This window comes from Sphingomonas sp. PEI4, from assembly GCF_056679955.1.
In genome coordinates, this window is record NZ_JBWXPI010000006.1 from 93,314 (window position 1) to 113,680 (window position 20,367).

Here is a 20,367-nt window from a genome sequence, read left to right on the forward strand (position 1 = left end):
GTCAGATCCCCATCTCGCGGCGCTGCTCGATCACGCGCCAGTCGGGTTCCTTGAAGACGCCCTCGAACATCTCCGCGACGCTCGGCTTGGACTGACCGAGCGTTCCCACCGCATCTGCCGCGCGTTGCGCGTCGCGCAGAGTTTCGGTCAGCTCGGCCTCCAACTGCGCATGCCTCTCGTTGGACCATTCACCGATGCCAATAAGATGCGTCTTTAGCCGTTCGATTGGATCGCCGAGTGGCCAGTGATCGGCCTCATCAGCGGGCCGGTATTTGGTCGGATCGTCGCTCGTCGAATGCCCGGCGACGCGATACGTGACGAATTCGATCAGCGTCGTGCCAAGATTGTCGCGCGCACGCTCGGCCGCCCATTTCGTTGCAGCCCACACCGCTAGGAAATCGTTGCCGTCGACGCGCAGCCCCGGCAGTCCATAGGCGATCGCCTTGGCAGCGAACGTCGTCTGCTCGGCGCCCGCGATGCCTGCGAAGCTGGATATCGCCCATTGGTTGTTAGTGATCGCCAGGATCGCCGGCGCACGGTAGACGCTCGCAAAGGTCAGCGCCTCGTGAAAATCGCCCTCCGCGGTCGTTCCCTCACCGATATAGCCGAGCGCGATGTGTCGCCCGCCCTTGTACGCCGACGCCATCGCCCAGCCGACCGCATGGCCGAACCGGCTGCCGACATTGCCCGACAAAGAATAGAAACCATATTCGCGCGCCGAATAGAGGATCGGCAGCTGACGTCCCTTCAGCGGATCCTTCGCGTTCGAATAGATCTGGTTGATCATTGCCTCGAGCGGATAGCCGCGTGCGATCAGCCAACCCTGTACGCGGTAGGTTGGAAAGCACATGTCCCCTGCCTCCAGCGCCAACGACTGCGCGACGCCGATCGCCTCTTCTCCAGTCGACTTCATAAAGAAGCTTGTCTTGCCCTGGCGGTGCGCGCGGAACATCCGGTCCTCGAACAGTCGCGTCTGGAGCATCGCTCGGAGCCCAACACGCATCGTCTCTGGGTCGAGCTTCGGATCCCAGCCGCTGTCCGTCTCGCCCAACACCCGGATCAGGCCGTAGGGCAACTCACGCAGGTCCGGTTCGGGCACGTGAGGGTCGGGACGGGTCGCCGCCGCGCCCACCGCAAAGCTCAAATGGTCGAAACTGGCGGTTTCGCCGGGACGTGCGGCAGGCTGCGGAATGTGAAGAGTCAATGAAATGTCGTCGGACATAGGCGACGCGATCCTCTTGAAAACGATCTTTCACTCGCCTGTGTATGTTCCGATACCGGAATGCAATTCCAAATGCAGGTTGCATAATCATTCCGGTATTGCCAATAATCACGCCATGGTCGGGCACGACACCGGCGTTCGAGGAGCGGATATGAAAGCGGCAGTAATCGGCTCGCACGGCGCGGCGCCGGCATTCGAGGCGTTCGAAGAGCCGCAGCCACGCAAGGGATGCGTTATGATCGACGTCGATACCGCCGGTCTCGGCGGTTGGGACGTGCTGGGCGCCTATCGCCTCGCAGTCCAGTATCCGTGCGTGTTGCGCGGCGAGGGCGTTGGTCGCGCCGAAGATGGTCGTCGCGTCTATTTCGGCGAGCGGTCGATCGCCCCCTGGGGCGGCTGGGCGGAGCGGACCATCGTACCCGCAGCCGAGGTCTGGGACGTGCCGGACGACATCGACGACAAAACCGCAATCACGATGGCGATTGCGGGAACCGGCGCGTTCGTGCCGCTGGAGCAGGCGGCGATCAAGCCGGGCGAGACGGTGCTAGTGCTTGGTGCCACCGGTACGCTTGGCCAACTCGCGCTGCAGTTCGCGCGCATCTTGGGTGCGGGCCGCGTTGTCGGCGCGTCCCGCAACGCACAGGCGCTGGATCGACTGCGTGAACGCGGCATCGCCGACGCGACTGTTATCATAGGCGGCAACGACGATCTCGCTGCGCTCAAGTCGGAAGCCGGCGATGGCTATGACGTCGTGCTCGATCTGGTGTGCGGCGCACCCATGGTTGCTGCACTGAAGGCGACGCGTTGGGGCGCGCGAGTCGTAACGGTCGGCACCGGCGCGGGCACCTCAATCAACCTGACCGCCGGCGACCTGCTGTTCCGGACGCTGACCGTGGTCGGCACCGGGCAACGCCCGCCGGCCGATCGCGAGTTCATCTGGCGGCGCCTGCTCGATATGACGCGCGAGCACGCCATCGAGGTCGACCAGTTGGAATATGACCTGCCGGAGATCGCCACAGCTTGGGCGGTGCAGAAGGCCGGGCCTCACGCAAAGATCACTGGTAAGGTCGCACGCATCCCTATCTTGCTATGACGACGACCATACCTGCCGTGCGAAGGACCGAGCAGCGTCGACCACCGCCGGCCCTAGGCCTTTCTGCCGTCATCACGGTGTTCAGCGTGTTGTGCGTGCTGCTGCTGAAGGTGGTGGCGACCTATTGGACCGGGTCGATCGTTATGTTGGGATCGCTGGTGCATGCCGCGATCGAGGTATTCGGCGCGATCCTTGCCGTCCGCGTCCGGCTGATGGCGAAGCTGCCCGCCGATCACGACCATCGGTTCGGGCACGGCAAGCTTGAAGCGCTTGCGGCTCTGGCGCGAGTCGGATTAGTAACGGGTGCGGCAGTGGCCATATTATGGTCCACTACGCGCGCCTTTGCGACGAATGACTACCTACGCGATGTGAACTTCGGCATTGCTGTCTCGCTTATCGCCATCGCTTGGCGCCAAGCCTTGCACGGTCGGCGCGGCCACAGCGCTGTCGACCATCTGGGGTTCTCGTTGCCCTTGACGGACGAACGCTTTGGTCTGGCGACAATCCTCAATCTGCTCGTTATCGCGGCGCTGGTTCTTGATCAATATTTTGGCCTGCACGGTGTGGATGCCGTAGGCGGCGTCCTGATCGCCTGCTGGTTAGCCTTTCGTGCATTTCGTGAGGCCACTATTGCGCTTGACGAGCTGATGGACAAGGAATGGAGCGAGGACAAACGCTCTCGCTTCCTGGCCATTGCGGCAGGGCATTCTGGGATCAAAGGCATCCACGATTTCCGGACACGCCGCTCGGGATCGCGCGACTTCGCTCAATTCCATCTGGAAGTCGACCCGGCCCTCACCGTCGTCGGTGCGCATCAGATCGTCGAAGCCGTTGAAGCCGCCCTTGCCACTCCGTATCCGGACGTCGAACTCTTCATTCATATCGACCCAGAAGGACACCGGGATACCATGGACGTTCTACTTGAAACTGACGTAATCCCTCACCGGTTAAGCCAGATCACCTACCTCCCTCCGCCTCAGTGACCTGCTCCCCAGAATTCATGCCATTGGTAAGTTAGCTCGTCAGATGAGACGAGTGATGCGGCGAGGCCGATTTACCGAGGATCAGATCATTGGCGTGCTGCGCGAGCATGAGGCCGGCGTGAAGACCGCCGAGCTGTGCCGGAAGCATGGGATCAGTGACGCGACGTTCTACAGCTGGAAGGCGAAATACGGCGGGATGACCGTGTCGGAGGCGGCGCGGTTGCGGGCACTCGAGGACGAGAGCCGCCGGCTGAAGAAGCTGCTGGCGGAGTCGATGCTCGACGTGTCAGCGCTGAAGGATCTGCTGGGAAGAAACTGACCCAGTATGGAGATCGCTACGCTGCGGTGGAGAAGCTGATGGCCGACCACAGCTTCTCCGAGCGTCGCGCCTGCAGGCTGATCGGAGTTAACCGGTCGGTGTGGCAATATGAGCCGCTTCGCGGGAAGGACGATGCTGTCCGCGAGCGGATGCGCGAGATCGCGAATGAACGTCGTCGCTTCGGCTATCGACGGCTGGCGATCCTGCTCAAGCGGGAGGGCAAGGGCATGAACCTGAAGAAGGTGTATCGGCTGTATCGCGAGGAGCGACTGACGGTGCGCAAGCGTGGCGGTCGCAAGCGCGCGCTGGGCACGCGGGCGCCGATGGCTATCCCGCAAGAACCCAACCAGCGCTGGTCGCTCGACTTCGTATCGGACTCGTTGCCTGCGGCCGGCGGTTCCGCATGCTCAACGTCATCGACGACTACAGCCGGGAATGCCTGGGATGCATCGTCGACACCTCGCTGTCGGGTCGGCGGGTTGTTCGCGAACTGAGCGCCATCGCCGAGCGTCGCGGGCTGCCGTGCATGGTGGTCAGCGACAATCCTGTCCTGAGCGAAGCCGAAGGGGGCACCGAGCTGACCAGTCATGCCGTCCTCGCCTGGTGTCAGGACACCGGGGTCGAGTGTCATTACATCGCCCCAGGGAAGCCGCAGCAGAATGGCTTTGTGGAATCGTTCAATGGTCGCTTGCGCGACGAGTGTCTGAACGAACACCTGTTCCCCTCGCTGGCTGCGGCGAGACGGATCATCGAGGCATGGCGGACGGACTACAACACCGTGCGTCCGCACAGCAGTCTTGGCGGGATGGCACCCGCCGAGTTTACGAACCGCCCCCGACAGGGGCATATGGACACCGAAGCTAAGTTATCAGCGGCCTGAAAACGGGGAGCAGGTCACTACGTCCCCACCGGAGACGCGCGACCTTGACGATCTTATAGTCATTGCCGATGCCGCTCTCTATCGCTCGAAACAAAGTGGTGGTGGAATTGCCCGCGGCAACTTGGCCGCCGTTGCCGCGTAAGCAACACGTGTGGATCGGCACCGAAAGCGGAACCACGCCCTAATCTAAGCAACTTCCTGTTATCCTATAGAAGACTTGGGTTATGAGGAGCCCCGATCGACGCCGATCGGGCCCCCTGGCATGCAAAGCTTTGAGGCAAGTTCAATAGCTAGCGCGACTGTGCCGGAGTCTCATTTTCGGTGCCGATGCACAGCAGAAGCCCTCCACTAGCTGTGAAAATGTGCCGTTCACTAGGTCAGGACGACTTTCTGTCAACACCTCGATTGTGATCGCCGGGCCCCCGCATTCGCCCCTCAGCTTCTGATACGCGACAGAACGCGAGCGGCGACATTACTGCGCGCAGCGAGCTTGCGGCCATAGCGCAGCGCGGTAGACGGCGAAGACCAGCGCAGCGCCTGTGCAATGCCGACGCCGTCCTCGCCGGCCGCAAACAGGTCCTGCGTAAGCCCGACGCGCAGCGAATGGCTCGACAGGGCACGCGCCGCCTCCTCGACCTTGGCGATCGGCATCTCGACCAGCCCCTGATCGAATGCACTCAACGCTACGCGCCGATAGATCCCGTTGACACCCTGCCGACTCAGTGAGGCCGTCCCGACGGTGTAGACCGTCCTCGCCGGTTCGGCCTTCTTGCCCTTGAGCTTCTCCTGCCAGTGCCGCGTGTGCCCCGGGATTGCCTCGTACGCCATCGGCGGAACCGCAGCGCGCAGACGGCGCCGATCGACCCCGACGCGGCGGAAGACGGGCCCCTCGGTAATCGCACTCGCTACCAGCCAGGCGCCGACCCGGCGCATCGTGTCCGCGGACAGCCAGCCCCACGCCCCCTGCCCTTCCTGATCTGTCTTGGACGACGGAATGAACAGGAGTGCCGAACCGTCGCTGTGCGGATCGATATGCGCGACGGTGACGGCGACGAGCTCGCTGACGCGCAGTCCAGCGTCATAGCCCAGTGATAGCAGCGCGGCATCACGCAGCCCCTGCAGATCGCCGCCACAGGCACCGAGCAGCGCGGTCAGCGTAAACCCCTTTGTGTGCGGATCTAGCGAGGCGCCGAGACGCAACGGGGCCGCCTGGCGCTGGGCCGCGCCACGGCGTCGGCGCAGGCCTTTGAGCGCCGCACGGACCATCACGTGGCTCGTGGGGGCATGCCCCCTCTCCTGCAGGCCTGAAAGGCCGTGTGCGGTGGCAAGACTGGCAACCCGCCGGGCGACCGTAGCCGGCTTGGCGCCGCGCGCCTCGAGCATGGCAATGTAGCGGACCAGGTTTTCGGGCTCGGCAGGCAGCGGGGCGGCACGGGTGTCCTCACACCAACGCAGATAGCAGGCCAGGTCCGACGCCAGCGCCGCCTTGCTCGCCGTTGCCATAGCGCCAAGCTGCGCCGCGAAACCGATCTCGCTGACAGGGCCGGCGTCGACCGGGAGCGCTAGCGCCAGCAACCGGGTCACACGCGCATCGATCGGCTCAACGATCCCACGCCGCGCGCGGACTGGCAGCTCTTCCCCGTCGGCACGATGGACGACGATCTCGCTCATACCGCACCTGCCCGCTGGTCCGTTTTACCCTACATTTCACCTTCGTAGCACATCGCTGTAGTTACCATAATGTCCGATTATGGTAAGTGGAGTTGATTGCAAAAAGGCGCTGCCTAGTGATCTGCAGATTACTAGCGTACTGCTATTTCTTTACCGTCATTCGACCTCACAGCGCTTGGCTACGCGTTCGGTCGACTGGCTGGCGCAGCGCGCTTTGCGTCCCCGGAAATCCGCGGGGTTGTCGGCCTGGCAACCGTCGCTGGCGCCTGGCGTGCGTATCGGCTCGACGCTGGCGCTGGCGCTGGCGATGTCGGTCCAGCGCATCAGCCAAGTAAAGGGCAAGGCGTGATCCTACGCTGATCAACGCTAACATCTGCTTACTGGTATACGCAGTTATGTCATTTTATAATCGTAGGAATGCTATAGCGCCCGCTGCATGACCGGCAGCCGTCCTCCGCAAGCGTCCAACCGACGCTTGTTCGGAGTGGCCCACGCGGCGCGGTCGATCGGTTGATCAATCGTCAACCACGCAGCCTACATTGATGCGGATGCCGCGTATGTAAGACGCTGGAAATAGGCATTGGCAGATGGCAGCTACAAGATCGTAGAGTTGGCGCGCTAAAGCGTAATATAGCTTCATCCTAACCTTTTTGCGCTGCGCTCTTACGTTTTGAATTCCATGTGCTTATAAATCCCATCTAAAGCTTCAAATGAGCGATCGGACCGGTTCATGAATGCCATCGTTAATCACATCGGCGAACTCGCCGACGCGGGCGAGCGGATGATTGAACGCTTACGGCGCAAGGCATTCCTGCCCGAAAGCCGCAAGGGCCTCAACGTCCGCTTCGGGATTGCCGAGGCGGCGCAATTGCTCAGCTGTTCGACCAACCGAATCCGCATGGCCGAGGACGACGGTCGCCTCCCCCCTGCTCCGGCGGGTGAAAATGGGCGGAGACTTGGCTATTCGGTCGAGGAACTGCTGCAGATGCGCGAGGTCCTTGGCGCCTCTCCTGCCCGCGCGCCGCTTGATATCCCCGCAATTATCGCGGTGCAGAATTTCAAGGGCGGGGTGGGCAAGTCGACGGTCACCTGCCACCTCGCACATTATTTCGCGGTGCACGGGTACCGTGTGCTGGTGGTCGATTGCGATAGCCAGGCGACAACGACGACGCTGTTCGGGTTTAACCCCCATTTCAATATTACACGAGAAGAAACGCTCTACCCCTATCTGTCGATCGATCCGACCCAGGCGGACCTGCTCTATGCAGTCAAGTCGACACCGTGGCCCAACGTCGACCTTATCCCATCGAACCTCGAATTGTTCGACGTCGAATATGAACTCGCCGCGGCGGGATCAGATGGGCAGTCGGTGCTCGCCGCGCGCTTCCGCAAGCTTAAACAGGGGCTAGCCGATCTCGCTCGCAATTACGACGTCGTGCTGCTCGATCCTCCGCCTGCGCTCGGGACGATCAGCCTCGCGGTGATGCAGGCGGCAAATGCGCTGCTCGTTCCGCTCGCAGCGACGACGCCCGATTTTTGCTCGACCGTCCAGTTCCTTTCGATGATGAACCAGGTGCTGCAGCAACTTGCACATGCCGGAATCGAGGTCGAATACAGCTTCCTCCGGCTTATATGTTCGAAGTTTGACAGCAACGATCCCAGCCACGCGATGGTTCGCACAATCATGGAACAGAGCTTCGGCCCAGCCTTACTCCCGGTGCCAATCCTTGAATCTGCCGAGATCAGCCACGCCGCGATGCGGATGATGACGATCTACGAACTTGAACGCCCGATCGGCACGCCCAAGACGCACAGGCGCTGCCGTGCGAATCTTGACGAGGCTATGGGGCAGATCGAGCAGCTCGTCCGCCAAGGCTGGGGCCGGGTCGAGCCCGCACGCGAGGAGGATCTACTACATGTCGCGTGAGCTAGGATTGGTGCAGTTCTGCACAGCAACGTTCCATATATATGCAGTGCGGGAGGTGCCGCATGGCGCGTAAACAATCCGATTATCTCGCGGCGTTGCTGGCGGATGAACCAGCCGAGACTGACACCGGCGCACCCCCTGCCCCACCCGCGCCCGAACGGACGCGTGGGACGACGCTGCTCAACCGTGAAACTGCGCTAGCGCGCGTGACTAGTGGGGAAGTGAGACAGGTAACGCAGCTGCTACTCGACCCCGCGCGAGTGCGGATCTGGCCGGGTAATGCGCGCAGCTACCAGCATCTGACCGAAGAAGGCTGCCGCGAGCTGATCGATTCCATCATCGCCGAAGGCGGGCAGAAGGTTCCTGCAGTGGTACGCCGTGTCAACGGCGATCCTACCCATGACTTCGAGGTGATCGCGGGCACGCGACGCCACTGGTCGATCAGCTGGCTACGCGCGCACTCCTATCCCGAGATGCAGTTCGTGGCGCAGGTTGCCAACCTAGACGACGAAGCCGCGTTCCGGCTCGCCGATCTCGAGAACCGCGCACGGAAAGATGTGTCAGATCTTGAGCGTGCCCGTAATTATGCCGAGGCGCTCAAGACACATTACGGCAACCACCTGACGCGGATGGCGGAACGGCTCAAGGTGTCAAAGGGCTGGCTGTCGAAGATGGTCAAGGTCGCTCAGATCCCCGACGTGGTGATCGCCGCATTCGCCTCTCCCGCCGACGTCCAACTCAAGCCTGCTTATGCATTGGCGCAGGCGCTCGACGACAGGGTTGCCGCCAAGGCTATTCAAGGTGCTGCACGAGATCTTGCGCGTGAACAAGCCGCGCGACGCGATCGGGGTGCGGCCCCCTACCTTGCTGCCGACGTGCTGCGGCGGTTGCTTGAGGCGTCAAATGATACAGCCGACATGCCGCCTCGGTTCACATGGACCACGCCGCATGGTCGCCCCGGTCTCAGCATTCAGTCGATCAACCGGCAGGGCGTGACGATTCGGCTCCATGCCGGGTCGGGCGCTGGGAACGACGAGTTGGTCGACGCGCTGCGGCAGGCGCTCGTGCATCTGGAGGCCGAAGGCCGCGGACTGCAGCGGTGAGCGTGGGTTCCTGGGGAAGCACGCTGCGTTCCATATTAACGCGGACGGTTGCCGCCGCCGGCGCGACGATGTTTCCCCGGGGAAACACTCAGGACATGGCGGCATGACCCGCCCCGATCGCCAGAGGGTGTCTGAGCAGTTCGACCTGCTCCTCCCCTATCTCGCCGATCTGCCGCTGCGCGACCAGCGCGAGATGATGGAGCGTCCGTTCTTTAGCCTCGCCAAGTCGAAGCGAGTCAAACCGATCGATTATCACAGCCCCGACGGCAAGCTGTGGGTACACGTCTCGGGCAACCCCGATTACGGAATGGCGACGATCTGGGACGCGGACATATTAATCTATTGCGCGAGCGTGCTCGCAGACATGGCCCGACGCGGAGTCAATGACGTTCCGCGCAAGCTCCACCTTACGCCCTACGACCTGCTCCGCGCGATCGGGCGGCCCACGACGGGACGCGCGTATGAGCTGCTCGGCCAAGCGCTCGACCGGCTGGTGTCGACTACGGTAAAGACTAACATCCGCGCCGAGAACCGCCGTGAGGCGACGTTCAGTTGGCTCGACGGCTGGACCCAGATGGTCGACGAAAAAACTGAGCGGTCGCGTGGGATAACGATCGAGGTGTCGAACTGGTTCTGGGAAGGCGTGATGATGCAGGGCGGGGTGCTGTCGATCGACCGCGCCTACTTCGCCCTGACCGGCGGGCGCGAGCGCTGGCTGTACCGCGTCGCGCGCAAGCATGCTGGCGGGGCAGGGGAGGTCGGCTTCGCGATCACCATGCCGACTTTGTTCGAGAAGTCCGGCGCTGAAGGGCAATATCGCCGCTTCAAGTTCGAGATCGCCAAGATAGTCGAGCGCAACGAGCTGCCGGGTTATGCGCTCGCCTTAGAGACGCCGGCTGGCAAGCGTGAGCCATCGCTGCGAATGCAACGCCGCAGCGATGTCGAGCGCCCGGTGAAGACCGTGGCGGCGCACGGGGCAGGATGCGTTAAGCCTGCAGCAAGGCCAACTTCAACCAATTCCGCCACGACCGGAAATGCGAATGAGACGATTGACGTAACAGCGCTACTGCGACGGTCGCGCACCAGTCTAGCGACACGCGCGACCGCTGGCGAAATTACCGACGTGACGATGGCCACGCTGCGCGCAGAATGCCCCGGATGGGATTACCAGACGTTGCATGATGAGTTTCGCACGTGGGTTGAGGCGGACAGCGCGCGCACGCCGGTCAGTTATCAGGCCGCGTTCATCGGCTTTGTCCGGCGCTATCATGAAAAGCACCGCCACGAACTTGGGCGTTAGCACTTCGTCGTCTTAAGAACCGCCTCTTCCTTGGGAGGGTAGGGGAGCCGTACGTACGTCAAAACCGATAGACCGGCCTCACTGTTCCCGAAGTGTCGTGAGTGTAAAAGTTCTTCACGCTTGATGCTCGGGTATATGTCGCAATTGAACGTCCCTTCAAACAAACCTTAGCGAACTGATTCAATTTCGATTGAAAAACTACCCAATCGGGCGGCCTTTCGACATTCCGGGAACAGCGTTCGGTTCTTCAGGAACGCAAAGTCGATCCTTCAGGAACATACTTGTCGACATTCCAGGAACGAAACGACGACACATCCGGAACACCGTTGTCAAGCTAACTCACGGAAAACAAGGCGTTTAAACGCGGTAAGTAGCCGCTTAACTCATTAACATCAGGTATAAACCCTCTAACCAGTGAGTTTCTATATCTTTGAAGAATAGACTTAGATTGTACCCGTTGACGTCGCGTTACGACCCATGTCTGCAGGTGGATGCCGTCTGCAGGTCAGTCGGCGAGACGCTTGCCGACTCGGCGGAAGCCGGCCGTCTGGACCTAGTCGCAACGCGGCATCGAATGGCGCGAGATACTCGGTGACGAGCCGCGAAATCCTCCCCCGAGCACGCAGTTCGTAAACTACGTCGGCAGCCTTAAGCTTCTTATCCCGGCTGGCATTGGCCTGTTGCGCATGGCGCGGGACCAACGGTGCGGTCGCATGGCTGGTCGAGATGGCCGCACGGTCCGAAACACGGCGAGATCGATGATCACGCTGCCGACAAAGGTGTTCTTTGCGAAGCGCGCTGCGGGGCCGGAATGCTGGATTGTACGACTTCAGTCACGTTCGGCTCGGTCCACGCGGTCGCGTCGCGCTGGACTGAACTGCCGGATGACCTCCGTACGCACGTTTCATGTGAACTTGCCATGAGTCCGGACACGGCGCGCGCGACGGCAGGTGCTCGAGCCGATCGTACTGGCGATCGCCGACCGGATGGAGCAGGCGTTCGCACACCTGCTTGCGGCCCGGATCAGTCCGGCCCATCGTTACCATCATCCAACACCTGAGCGAGCAGTGAGACGGGATCGACCCCGATCGCTTGTGCCACCGCGACAAACTCATCGACCGCCAGCATGCGCTCGCCGGTCTCGTACCGCGATACATAGGCCTGCTGCCAGCCGAGCCGCTTTGCCAGATCGACTTGCCGCAGCCTCGCCTCCTGGCGCGCGACTGTCAGTGCGGCGACGATGCGCGCGTGAAGATCGGGTAGGGCAGGGGACACGGGCATGCTCGCGCATTAACCCGACTTGCTATAAATGCGGAAAGCGTATATCTTTACATCGTCGTCACCGGGAGCTTGGTGTACCTCATGAGACTACTGACCCGCATCGTGTCGTTCTTCGACGAGTGGCATCCTTCATCGCGCGGATCGGCCATCGACGATCCCGCCATCAATCCCGCGACGGGGTTGCCGATGACCGGCGGGATCGACGTCGCCGGCAACCCGTTCGGTACCGACCTGTCCAGCCACCATCATGATGACTGGCAACACGATCTGCAGTGTTCAAGATCGTCGTTCGACGATCATCGCACGGGATCGCACGACCCATTTTCAGTCGGCATGGGAGGCGGGCATGACCCCTGGCGAGACTGACACGGGCACACAGGCACGCACTGGCATGCTCGACCGGATCGCGGTGCGCAGCGACATGGCCAACTGGCGGATGCCGTCACCTTGGGTAATCGGGTTCGGCATCAGCAGCGGCATCGTCGCGTATCCGGTCATCAAGGTAACCGGCAGCCTGACGATCGCCGGAATATTGTTCGTCCTTTCGCTGGTGACGGTCGTCTGGCTGATCGCCCTGATGATCCGCCGGGCATGGTGCGAGCGTTATCCCTATCTGCCGCCACGCTGGCTGGCGGTAGCCAGGGCGACCATGGGTGACGATCTCATCGATACAGCATTGGAGCGGTTGCGTGACACCCCGCCGCGCGGTCATGACCGGGTGTTGCGCCGGGGCGAGCTGATCGAGGCTATCCTCGACGAACGCCGCGCCCGTCTCGATATCCGCAGGGCCGCGACCGGGGTACGGCTGGGCGATGCAGCACCGCGGTCATGACTGATGCTCCGACCAGTCCCGACGGCGATCTGGTCGGCCTGTCGGTGACGGGCGGAAACGCGCACTTCCCGGGCCTCGCCACCGAACGGACCGTGGCTCTCGGTGTGCTCGAACCCGAGCGTGTGTGCACGCTACTGGAAGCTGCGGATGCCGCAGCCTTCTTCAAGCGCCCGAAGGCCGGTAAAGGCCCCGTACGGCCAGATGCGCGCATCTGGGTACTGCGGATGAGCCACGACGGCCGATCGCGTCTCCTGGCCCTGCCGGAGCCGTTTTCTGATCCTCGCCTCGCAACGTTGGTGAGCCTTGCACGCGGCTGCCTTTCCGAGACGCGAATGGTCGGCGATGAAACACCGCGGTTCGGGGCCGGCGCCGGAATGGTCGGGAGGAAGCCTGCGGCGGGTTCCGCAAACATTCTCGACGCGCTGGACACGCCCTGTGCAGGGAATATCGAGATTAGTTTCGACCGACCAGTCAGTTACCCGCACATGGCCATATTCGACTGAGAATTAAGGGCCATTTCGAAATAGGAAACCACGACCATGACGGACGGGATCGTAGTCGGAGTCTCGGGCTGGTTCACCCCCCACGGTGTGCGATACCATGAGGATATCCGGACCATGGCGGAGATCGCGCCGGCGGACTGGTCGGCGCTACTTGCACACGCTGACGAAATCGGATTTTTCGAACGACCGGAGCCGAGACCGGCGGGGCTGTCCGATCGCATCTTTCACCTCGCGATCACGGCGTGTGAGCGATCCCGCGAACTGGCGATCAACGACCCCTTCGAGACGCCCGAACTCGCGCATCTGATCCGCCTGACCAGGCGTGTCCTGAACGACCGCAAGGTCCTGACACCGGATACGCTGGGCGACGAAGCGTTCGCGGCATTGCTGGCGGCGCAGGCAGCCGGTCTAGGGGTGTAAACCTGGGCGTTTGACGAGCGTGATCTGCTGGCCGGCTCTCACGCCGGCCGCAGGCCCCACCGGAAGCCCAGAACGGTATCGAGGTCAGCAATTGGACGAACGACCTCATCAGGATCGGCAAAGGGTAGGGGCACACACTACGCTATGCATAGCATTTGGGTGTCGTGCCAAAATACGAGGTATTTCAGACAGGTAGCCGGATATCCGGCTGGTTAGCCGACCTAGAAAAAGCTGATCGTGGCGTGGTCCGGGATATCCACCGTGCGGATACCGACCGGATATCCGCCGGATTGACCAAGGTTTCGACATCGGTAACTTCTGTCACGGGGGGCTTCTCGATGGCGAAACTGGATATCTCGATCGGGTTCAAGATCGACAGGGAATACGAGGTACAGCTCGATCAGGCGCTGGCCATTACTGGCGAGGACCGTGCGACATTCGTACGGGAAGCAGTGCGTGTCGCGATGACCCGCACGATCAAGAGCTCTGAGCCATCCGACAGTGAACCGGAGCCCACGCCCCAGCTCAGCTTCGAGAACGCCGCGGTGACGATCCGCTGGCTCGAACGTACCCTCGTCGATTTCAAGCAGGTGGCTGATGACCTGCAGCGCCAGTCGTCCGACTTGCAGGTGCTGAAGCGCGGCGATGCGGATGCGATGCACCGAGCCCGCGCGGAGTTCCTCGAGGGCTATCCCGAGCGGATCATGAAGAGCCGGAAGCCGGTCCATGACAAGCTGATCGAACTGTCCGGCAAGATGGATGATCTGCCGGGTATCGCCGACATCCTGGCGGCCGTGACACGGATCGAGGGGGAGGTCGTCGCCGCATTGGCGAGCATGATGAAAGCCGCCCAAGCGGACCGCAAGACGGCAGCTTCCGAAGCCAAGGAAACACGGGCCCTGATCGAGAAGGCAATGGCGGAGCCGCGCACGATCAACACGATCGATCTGGGAGACAGAAGCTATTTCCACCTCGGTGTGCTTGGGGGTATTTTCTGGCTCATCTCCGTGGCGGTGCTCTATGCCGTCATCATGCTCCTGCCGGCGGACTGGATTGCAGTCAGAACCGCCAATCACCTGCTTGGCGGTGGCCAGCAAGCAGTCTGCCAGCTGGTGAATTTCCGCGAGAGCACCGACACCTGTCGCTACCAGATCGATGGTAGGAAGGGTGTCACCAAGGTGAGTGCGGATAGAGATACGGAGCGATGATCCGCCCCAAGACGATCGCCTCCCCTAGCGGTGCAGCGGATTATTACGCGAGGGACAATTACTACACCGCTGACGAGGGGCAGGCGATGAGCGCATGGGAGGGCGAGGGCGCAGCCGCGCTCGGCCTTACGGGCCAAGTCGACGCGCAAACTTTCGGCGAAATTCTGTCCGGTCGTTTGCCGGACGGCAGCGTCATCGATGCCAAGCAGGGCGAGCACCGCGCAGGCTTCGACCTGACGTTCTCGGTATCCAAATCGCTATCACTGGTAGCGCTGCTTGGCGGTGACGACCGTATCGTCGCGGCGATCAGGGCATCGGTCACTGCGACGCTGGCCTGGGCGGAAAAGAACCTTGCCGAGGCGCGCGGCATGGAAGGTGGAAGGCAGGTGGGCGTGAAGACCGACAATCTGGTCGTCGCGACCTTCCTTCACGACGTCAATCGTAACGGCGAGCCGCAGCTGCATGTCCATGCCATCGTCGCCAACGCGACGCGGCGATCGGACGGGCAATGGCGGGCGATGCGCAACGATCCGTTCTTCGATCGCCAGACGGTGCTCGGCACCGTCCACAATGCCGATCTGCGCGCCCGGATCGAGGCGCTCGGCTACCGTACTGAGGCGGCAAATAACCCGACCGCCGGATCATTCGAGATCGCCGGTGTGCCGCGCGCGACGATCGAAGCATTCTCCACCCGCTCGGCCGAGATCCGCGCCGCGCTTGAGACGACCGGCCGCGGCTCGGCGCGGGAGCGCCACATCGCCGCGTTGAGTACCCGGGCGGCAAAGACGCCCGACCTTGCTGCGGACAAGCGCGGAAGCGAGTGGGCGGCGCTGGCGGCGGTGGTCGGGTTCGACGCACGGGCGCTGGTCGAGCAGGCGATTGCGCGGGGGGAGCGGCAGGAGACAATGTGGTCGCGCGTCGTCGAGGGCGTGCGCGGGGTCGGGGCCAGGGGCATGGCGCTGGCCGCGGCGATGGGGCTCAGCCCGCGTGACGGCGATCCGCTGGTGCCCGAACGGCTGGGCCGGCTTGATCCACGTGCGTTCGCGGCCGCGCAGGCGGTCGCGTCGGCGTCGCGGGAATTGTCCGAGCGTGAGGCGGCGTTCCAACGTTTCGATCTCATCGGTGCTGCGCTTGAGCGCGGTGGACCGGTACTTGTCGGCGATGTCGAGGCGCGGATCGAACTGCTCGAGCAGAAGGGAGTGCTGATCGGCGACGGCGGCCGCCTGATGACGCCGGAATCCACGGTCCGTGCCGAACAGGCCATGCTCGATATGGCAGCTCAGGGCAGGGGACAGGTGGCCCCTGTACTGGATGCGATGTCCGCGGCCGTCCGTGTCCAGCAAGCGGCAGGCGAACTGGGTCTGCGCCGGCTCAACCCGGCACAGGCGAAAGCGGCCACGCTAATCCTGTCCTCGTCCGACCGGGTGGTGGTGGTGCAGGGCGTGGCGGGGGCAGGCAAGTCGGCAGCCCTGGCGCCGGCCGCACATGTCGCCAAAGTTGAGGGGAGGGCGGTGCTCGGGCTTGCCATCGCCAGCACGATCGCAGCCCAGCTCAAGCGCGATATCGGCACCGACAGCATGACGATCGCAGGCTTTATCGGGCGTTATCAGCAGATCCTCGACGGCACCGCCTCGCCGGCGCACCTCGCCAAAGCCCGGGCGGAAAATGCTGGCGCGATCCTGCTGGTCGATGAGTCATCGCAGATCGGGACCAACCAGATGACGGCGCTGATCGAGATTGCCAACCGGCTGGAGGTCGGACGGCTTGCCCTGATCGGCGACACCCGCCAGCTGGGCGCCGTGGAAGCCGGCAAGCCGTTCGCACAGCTTCAGGCGAACGGGCATGCCGTGACCGAGATGCCGGAGAACCTGCGCGCTCGCTCGCCGGTTATGAAGGCGGTCGCGGCCATGCTCAACAAGGGCGACATGGCAGGCGTCTTCGCCAAGCTTCAGCCGGTCACACACGAGGTGCCGCGCGACACCGTGCCTGCGCAAGCTGCGGCGATGTGGGCCGCGCTGCCGGCTGCCGAGCGTGACGCGACTCTGCTGCTGTCATCAGGACGGGCGATGCGTTCGGCGGCTAACCAGGCAGCGCAAGGGCATCTGAAGGCGATGGGCGAGATCGGCGCGCACGCTCACCGCTTCGAGGTGCTCGACCGCGTGACCGTAACGCGCGAGGCGGCGCGCGATCTGCGTGCCTACCGCGAAGGCCGTGTCGTCGAGGTGCGGACGAATCTGCCCAGCCAGCGGCTGACCCGCGGGCAGATCGGCGTGATCGTATCGAGCGAGAAGGGCGTCGTCCGCCTCGCCATGCGCGACGGTAGCGAGCGATTGTTCGAGCCGGGACGGCTACCGCGCAACCTCGACCGTGATGCGGTATCGGTTCACGCGGTGAAGGCGATCGACTTGCACGAAGGCGATCGCATCCGTTGGACATCGCGCGATCCGGCGCGTGACCTGCTCAATGCCGGACTGGCGAAGGTGGAAGCGATCCGGGACGGGGTAGTGACGGTGTCGTCGCTCGCCGACGGCAGTGTCCACGAACTGCCGCGGGGCGACCGGATGCTGGAGCGGTTCGACATTGCCTATGCGCTCAACGCGCATATCGCGCAGGGCATCACCACCCCGCACGGGATCGTCATGATGAGCGCCGGCGAACCAAAGCTGGCATCGGCCAAGACGCTGCTAGTCGCGATGACGCGGATCGCCGATCAGGCGACGCTGATCGTCGACAGCGGGCGTAACCTCGAGCGTGCGGTGGTACGCAATCCCGGCGCCAAGACGTCGGCGCTCGACGTGGCCAAGCAGGTGCCGGAGAAGAATCTGTCGCTCGACGGACCCTCGGGCGGGCGGGAGCGGTCGCGTGACTTCGGCATGGACATGTAGGCGCGAAATGACATTTCCGAACCGAAGCAGACTGCTCTCCATAGCGGATGTGTGGGTTGTTCATCACGGGTGAATCTTCTGCACTGACATGCAGCGACGAATGTATGCCGGCCTGAACGTGCCGGCGTCAGTGGCAGGGCGCGACTGCGGCCTGCGGCCTGTTCCTCTGTGACGGCACGACCTTTCTCCTGAAAACTGCGCTGCAATGCACAATAACAGACCGTGCGAAAACTCGCTGGGTGATTCCACAAGGTTGCTGACGGGCGTATGCTGTGGCCATGGCATACATCCAGGGTCATGCGCGCGACCAGGCGCTGCTGCTGCCGGCATCGGTAGAGGATTATGTGGCAGCGGATAGTCCGGTTCGGTTCATCGACGCGTTCGTTGATGACCTCGATCTGGGCGAGGCCGGTTTTCATCGGTCGCGGCCGAAGGCGACGGGGCGGCCAGGCTATGACCCGGGCGACATGCTCAAGCTGTACCTGTACGGCTATCTCAACCGGGTGCGGTCGAGCCGACGGCTGGAAGCCGAGGCGGCACGCAACCTCGAGCTGATCTGGCTGCTGCGTGGGCTTCGGCCAGACTACAAGACCATCGCTGACTTTCGTCGCGACAACCGGAGCGCCTTCAAGGCAGTGTTCCGCGCCTTCGTCGTCCTATGCCGCAAGCTCGACCTGTTCGGGCGCGAGCTGCTGGCGGTGGACGGCACGCGGCTGAAGGCGGTGAACAACCCGGCACGCAACTTCTCCCGTGACAAGCTGGCCAGGTATATTGCCGCGGCCGACGAGCGGCTTGAGGGGTATCTTGCCGAGATGGACGCCATCGACCGCGGCGAGGATGGCCATGGGCCTGGCCGCAGCGGGGCGCTGGCCGCAAAGATCGCCAGGGTGCGCGAGCGGCGTCAGGCCCAGGAGGCGATGCTGCACGAGCTGAACGCCAGCGGCGAGAGCCAGATATCGCTAACCGACCCCGATGCGCGCGCGATGGTCACGGGTCGAAAGACCACGGTGGGCTACAACGCGCAGGTAGCGGTGGATGCGAAACACAAGCTGATCGTCGAGCAGCACGTTACCAACGCCGGCACCGACATGGGTCTGCTGGCACCCACTGCTGGGGCGGCGAAAGACGCGCTAGGCGTCGAGCAGATCGATGTGGTCGCCGACATGGGCTATTACAAAGGCGAGGACATCGAAGCATGCGAGGCGAATGGTATCACACCCTTCGTCGCCCGGCCGAGACGGGGCAGCGCCATCGCCAATGGCCGTTTCTCTAAGGATCTCTTTTGCTACGATGCCGAGGCGGACGCGTACCACTGCCCGGGTGGCCGGACCCTCGACATCAGCTATCGCGCAGTGACGCGCGGCCACGCCAACATCCAATATTCCAACCCCGCCGCCTGTTCGGACTGCGCAATCAAGGTGAACTGTACCAGCAGTCGCTGGCGGCGCATCAACCGTTGGGAAAACGAGGCGGTGCTGGACCGCATGGCGGGGCGCTTGGTTGCGCGCCCTGATATTCTTGCCGTTCGCCGCGAGACGGTCGAACACCCGTTCGGCTCGATCAAGCAATGGATGAACCAGGGCGCATTCCTGATGCGCGGGCTGGAGAAGGTTCGCGCCGAGTTCAGTCTGACCGCGCTCGCCTACAATCTAAGAAGAGCCATTACCCTCATCGGCGTGCCGGGGTTGATCAGGGCCGTACAGGGCTGATCAAGCTCGCCAAATCTGCTGCGCAGCGCTCAATGGCCTCCCCTTGAAGCCACCACAGCGCCACCAGAGCGCCACCAGAGCGCCACCAGAGCGCCACCACGGCAGTAACTCAAAAATATTTGCGCCCAGCTCCACGGTTTAACAAAAGACGTCTGTGCCCATGTGACGGCGAGTTCTCGCACGGTCTGAATAACCTTGCAAGAAGAAGTCGACCGGCAGAACATGGCTGCGCCTTTCAGGCATCCTCTCCTAAAACTCGGCCGGCATGACCGGCCTTTTTTGTGTCACGGTCTTTGTGGGATTGGGCGTCAGTATCCCGTCGCCACGCTCGCGTCGTGCAACGATGGCTGCATGGGTACCGCCTGCGCGCTGCCGAGCAGCGCCTCATAGTCACTGAGCGGCGCGAGCCGGACGACTACGCCGGGAAGTGCTGCCGGGTCTGGCGCGAAGCCGACTCGAAGCGCTGCCATATCGGGTCGGCGAGCGTCCCAGCATCAGGAACGATCAAGGGGCGTATGATCGTCGAAAATACCGGCTTCCTGATCGAGGTCCGCCATCCGTTGAAGGGCATTATGGCGAGCCATATCGGTAGACCCAGCTTGGATCAGCGTTGCCCAATCATCGGGAGGATTTCCCTTGTCGAGCATTCCCTTGAACACGGCATAGGCATCTGTTTTGGAGCCGTAGGTTCGCAGCGTGGTGTCGTCGTTCACCCAGGCGAAGATGATGACCTTGGAGCGGCTGTCATAGCGAAAGAACAGGCGGAAGCGCCCGTTGCCGAACTTTGCCCGAAACCAGTGCTTTCGGGCGGCGCCCAGTGTGCCGCCCTGCCGATACTCGGGTCGAGTAGGATCGCTGGGAACTGTCTCGAACATCAGGGATCGCACAGCCGCCAATACCTTGGCGTTAGCGGTCCGAGTCCAGCCATGCGAGTCTTTTGCCCTAGCCTTCTCGACGGCTGTGGTCAGCTTTTCCAGCTGATCGAGCAGCAGTGGGTGCGCGTAAATAGTCCAACCGTTGACGACGATCAT

18 protein-coding genes and 1 pseudogene are annotated in these 20,367 nt (G+C 62.8%); 14 read left to right on the forward strand and 5 right to left on the reverse strand.

Annotation, left to right across the window (positions count from 1 at the left end; translation table 11 throughout):
* Window position 1 precedes the first annotated feature (1 nt).
* A complete protein-coding gene (locus AC1MLZ_RS24500) occupies window positions 2-1,222 on the reverse strand; it encodes a thiamine pyrophosphate-dependent enzyme (protein ID WP_480962430.1) in 1,221 nt (406 codons plus the stop codon).
* Window positions 1,223-1,373: 151 nt separating this feature from the next.
* Between AC1MLZ_RS24500 and AC1MLZ_RS24505 the strand changes: the two genes are divergently transcribed.
* The 3 genes and pseudogenes from AC1MLZ_RS24505 (at window position 1,374) to AC1MLZ_RS24515 (ending at window position 4,497) form a co-directional block, all read left to right on the forward strand.
* Window positions 1,374-2,315: a quinone oxidoreductase family protein gene (locus AC1MLZ_RS24505; protein WP_480962431.1), complete on the forward strand. Its 942-nt coding sequence runs from the start codon at window positions 1,374-1,376 to the stop codon at window positions 2,313-2,315.
* On the forward strand, window positions 2,312-3,298 hold the full coding sequence (locus tag AC1MLZ_RS24510; protein ID WP_480962432.1) for a cation diffusion facilitator family transporter: 987 nt from the start codon (window positions 2,312-2,314) through the stop codon (window positions 3,296-3,298). Before AC1MLZ_RS24505 ends, AC1MLZ_RS24510 begins: the two co-directional genes overlap by 4 nt.
* Window positions 3,299-3,353: 55 nt before the next feature.
* Window positions 3,354-4,497, forward strand: a pseudogene (locus AC1MLZ_RS24515) (IS3 family transposase).
* Window positions 4,498-4,932: 435 nt separating this feature from the next.
* Here AC1MLZ_RS24515 and AC1MLZ_RS24520 read toward each other — a convergent pair.
* Window positions 4,933-6,168, reverse strand: a complete 1,236-nt coding sequence (locus AC1MLZ_RS24520) for an integrase (RefSeq protein WP_480962433.1) — start codon at window positions 6,166-6,168, stop codon at window positions 4,933-4,935.
* Window positions 6,169-6,343: 175 nt separating this feature from the next.
* Between AC1MLZ_RS24520 and AC1MLZ_RS24525 the strand changes: the two genes are divergently transcribed.
* The 4 genes from AC1MLZ_RS24525 to AC1MLZ_RS24540 all read left to right on the forward strand — a co-directional run bounded on the left by AC1MLZ_RS24525 (window position 6,344) and on the right by AC1MLZ_RS24540 (window position 10,498).
* Complete coding sequence (locus AC1MLZ_RS24525; RefSeq protein ID WP_480962434.1) at window positions 6,344-6,517, forward strand: hypothetical protein; 174 nt, start codon at window positions 6,344-6,346, stop codon at window positions 6,515-6,517.
* A gap of 381 nt (window positions 6,518-6,898) precedes the next feature.
* Complete coding sequence (locus AC1MLZ_RS24530) at window positions 6,899-8,095, forward strand: AAA family ATPase (RefSeq protein ID WP_480962435.1); 1,197 nt, start codon at window positions 6,899-6,901, stop codon at window positions 8,093-8,095.
* A gap of 62 nt (window positions 8,096-8,157) precedes the next feature.
* Window positions 8,158-9,198, forward strand: a complete 1,041-nt coding sequence (locus AC1MLZ_RS24535) for a ParB/RepB/Spo0J family partition protein (protein WP_480962436.1) — start codon at window positions 8,158-8,160, stop codon at window positions 9,196-9,198.
* A gap of 103 nt (window positions 9,199-9,301) precedes the next feature.
* Window positions 9,302-10,498, forward strand: a complete 1,197-nt coding sequence (locus tag AC1MLZ_RS24540) for a replication initiator protein A (RefSeq protein WP_480962437.1) — start codon at window positions 9,302-9,304, stop codon at window positions 10,496-10,498.
* Between the two features lie 1,023 nt (window positions 10,499-11,521).
* Here AC1MLZ_RS24540 and AC1MLZ_RS24545 read toward each other — a convergent pair.
* Window positions 11,522-11,779 carry a helix-turn-helix domain-containing protein gene (locus AC1MLZ_RS24545; RefSeq protein WP_480962438.1) on the reverse strand — a complete coding sequence of 86 codons (258 nt, stop codon included), beginning with the start codon at window positions 11,777-11,779 and terminating at the stop codon, window positions 11,522-11,524.
* Window positions 11,780-11,860: 81 nt separating this feature from the next.
* Here AC1MLZ_RS24545 and AC1MLZ_RS24550 point away from each other — a divergent pair, with 81 nt between their 5' ends.
* The 7 genes from AC1MLZ_RS24550 (at window position 11,861) to AC1MLZ_RS24580 (ending at window position 19,336) form a co-directional block, all read left to right on the forward strand.
* The gene (locus AC1MLZ_RS24550; protein WP_480962439.1) at window positions 11,861-12,145 is read left to right on the forward strand and encodes a hypothetical protein; all 285 of its coding nucleotides are present in this window, start codon (window positions 11,861-11,863) and stop codon (window positions 12,143-12,145) included.
* Entirely contained in the window at window positions 12,126-12,611 is a 486-nt protein-coding gene (locus AC1MLZ_RS24555) for a hypothetical protein (protein WP_480962440.1), read from the forward strand. The genes AC1MLZ_RS24550 and AC1MLZ_RS24555 overlap by 20 nt, the downstream gene beginning before the upstream one ends.
* Complete coding sequence (locus AC1MLZ_RS24560; protein WP_480962441.1) at window positions 12,608-13,114, forward strand: protealysin inhibitor emfourin; 507 nt, start codon at window positions 12,608-12,610, stop codon at window positions 13,112-13,114. The genes AC1MLZ_RS24555 and AC1MLZ_RS24560 overlap by 4 nt, the downstream gene beginning before the upstream one ends.
* Before the next feature lie 36 nt (window positions 13,115-13,150).
* A complete protein-coding gene (locus AC1MLZ_RS24565; protein ID WP_480962442.1) occupies window positions 13,151-13,534 on the forward strand; it encodes a hypothetical protein in 384 nt (127 codons plus the stop codon).
* 338 nt (window positions 13,535-13,872) lie between these two features.
* Complete coding sequence (locus AC1MLZ_RS24570; RefSeq protein WP_480962443.1) at window positions 13,873-14,742, forward strand: hypothetical protein; 870 nt, start codon at window positions 13,873-13,875, stop codon at window positions 14,740-14,742.
* Window positions 14,739-17,627, forward strand: a complete 2,889-nt coding sequence (mobF, locus tag AC1MLZ_RS24575; RefSeq protein ID WP_480962444.1) for a MobF family relaxase — start codon at window positions 14,739-14,741, stop codon at window positions 17,625-17,627. The genes AC1MLZ_RS24570 and mobF overlap by 4 nt, the downstream gene beginning before the upstream one ends.
* Window positions 17,628-17,905: 278 nt before the next feature.
* The gene (locus tag AC1MLZ_RS24580; protein ID WP_480958275.1) at window positions 17,906-19,336 is read left to right on the forward strand and encodes an IS1182 family transposase; all 1,431 of its coding nucleotides are present in this window, start codon (window positions 17,906-17,908) and stop codon (window positions 19,334-19,336) included.
* A 308-nt stretch (window positions 19,337-19,644) separates the two neighbouring features.
* Here the strand turns inward: AC1MLZ_RS24580 and AC1MLZ_RS24585 are convergent, their stop codons facing one another.
* Both AC1MLZ_RS24585 and AC1MLZ_RS24590 read right to left on the reverse strand, forming a co-directional pair.
* Window positions 19,645-19,806: a hypothetical protein gene (locus tag AC1MLZ_RS24585; protein ID WP_480962445.1), complete on the reverse strand. Its 162-nt coding sequence runs from the start codon at window positions 19,804-19,806 to the stop codon at window positions 19,645-19,647.
* 24 nt (window positions 19,807-19,830) lie between these two features.
* Complete coding sequence (locus AC1MLZ_RS24590) at window positions 19,831-20,367, reverse strand: type II toxin-antitoxin system YhaV family toxin (protein ID WP_480962446.1); 537 nt, start codon at window positions 20,365-20,367, stop codon at window positions 19,831-19,833.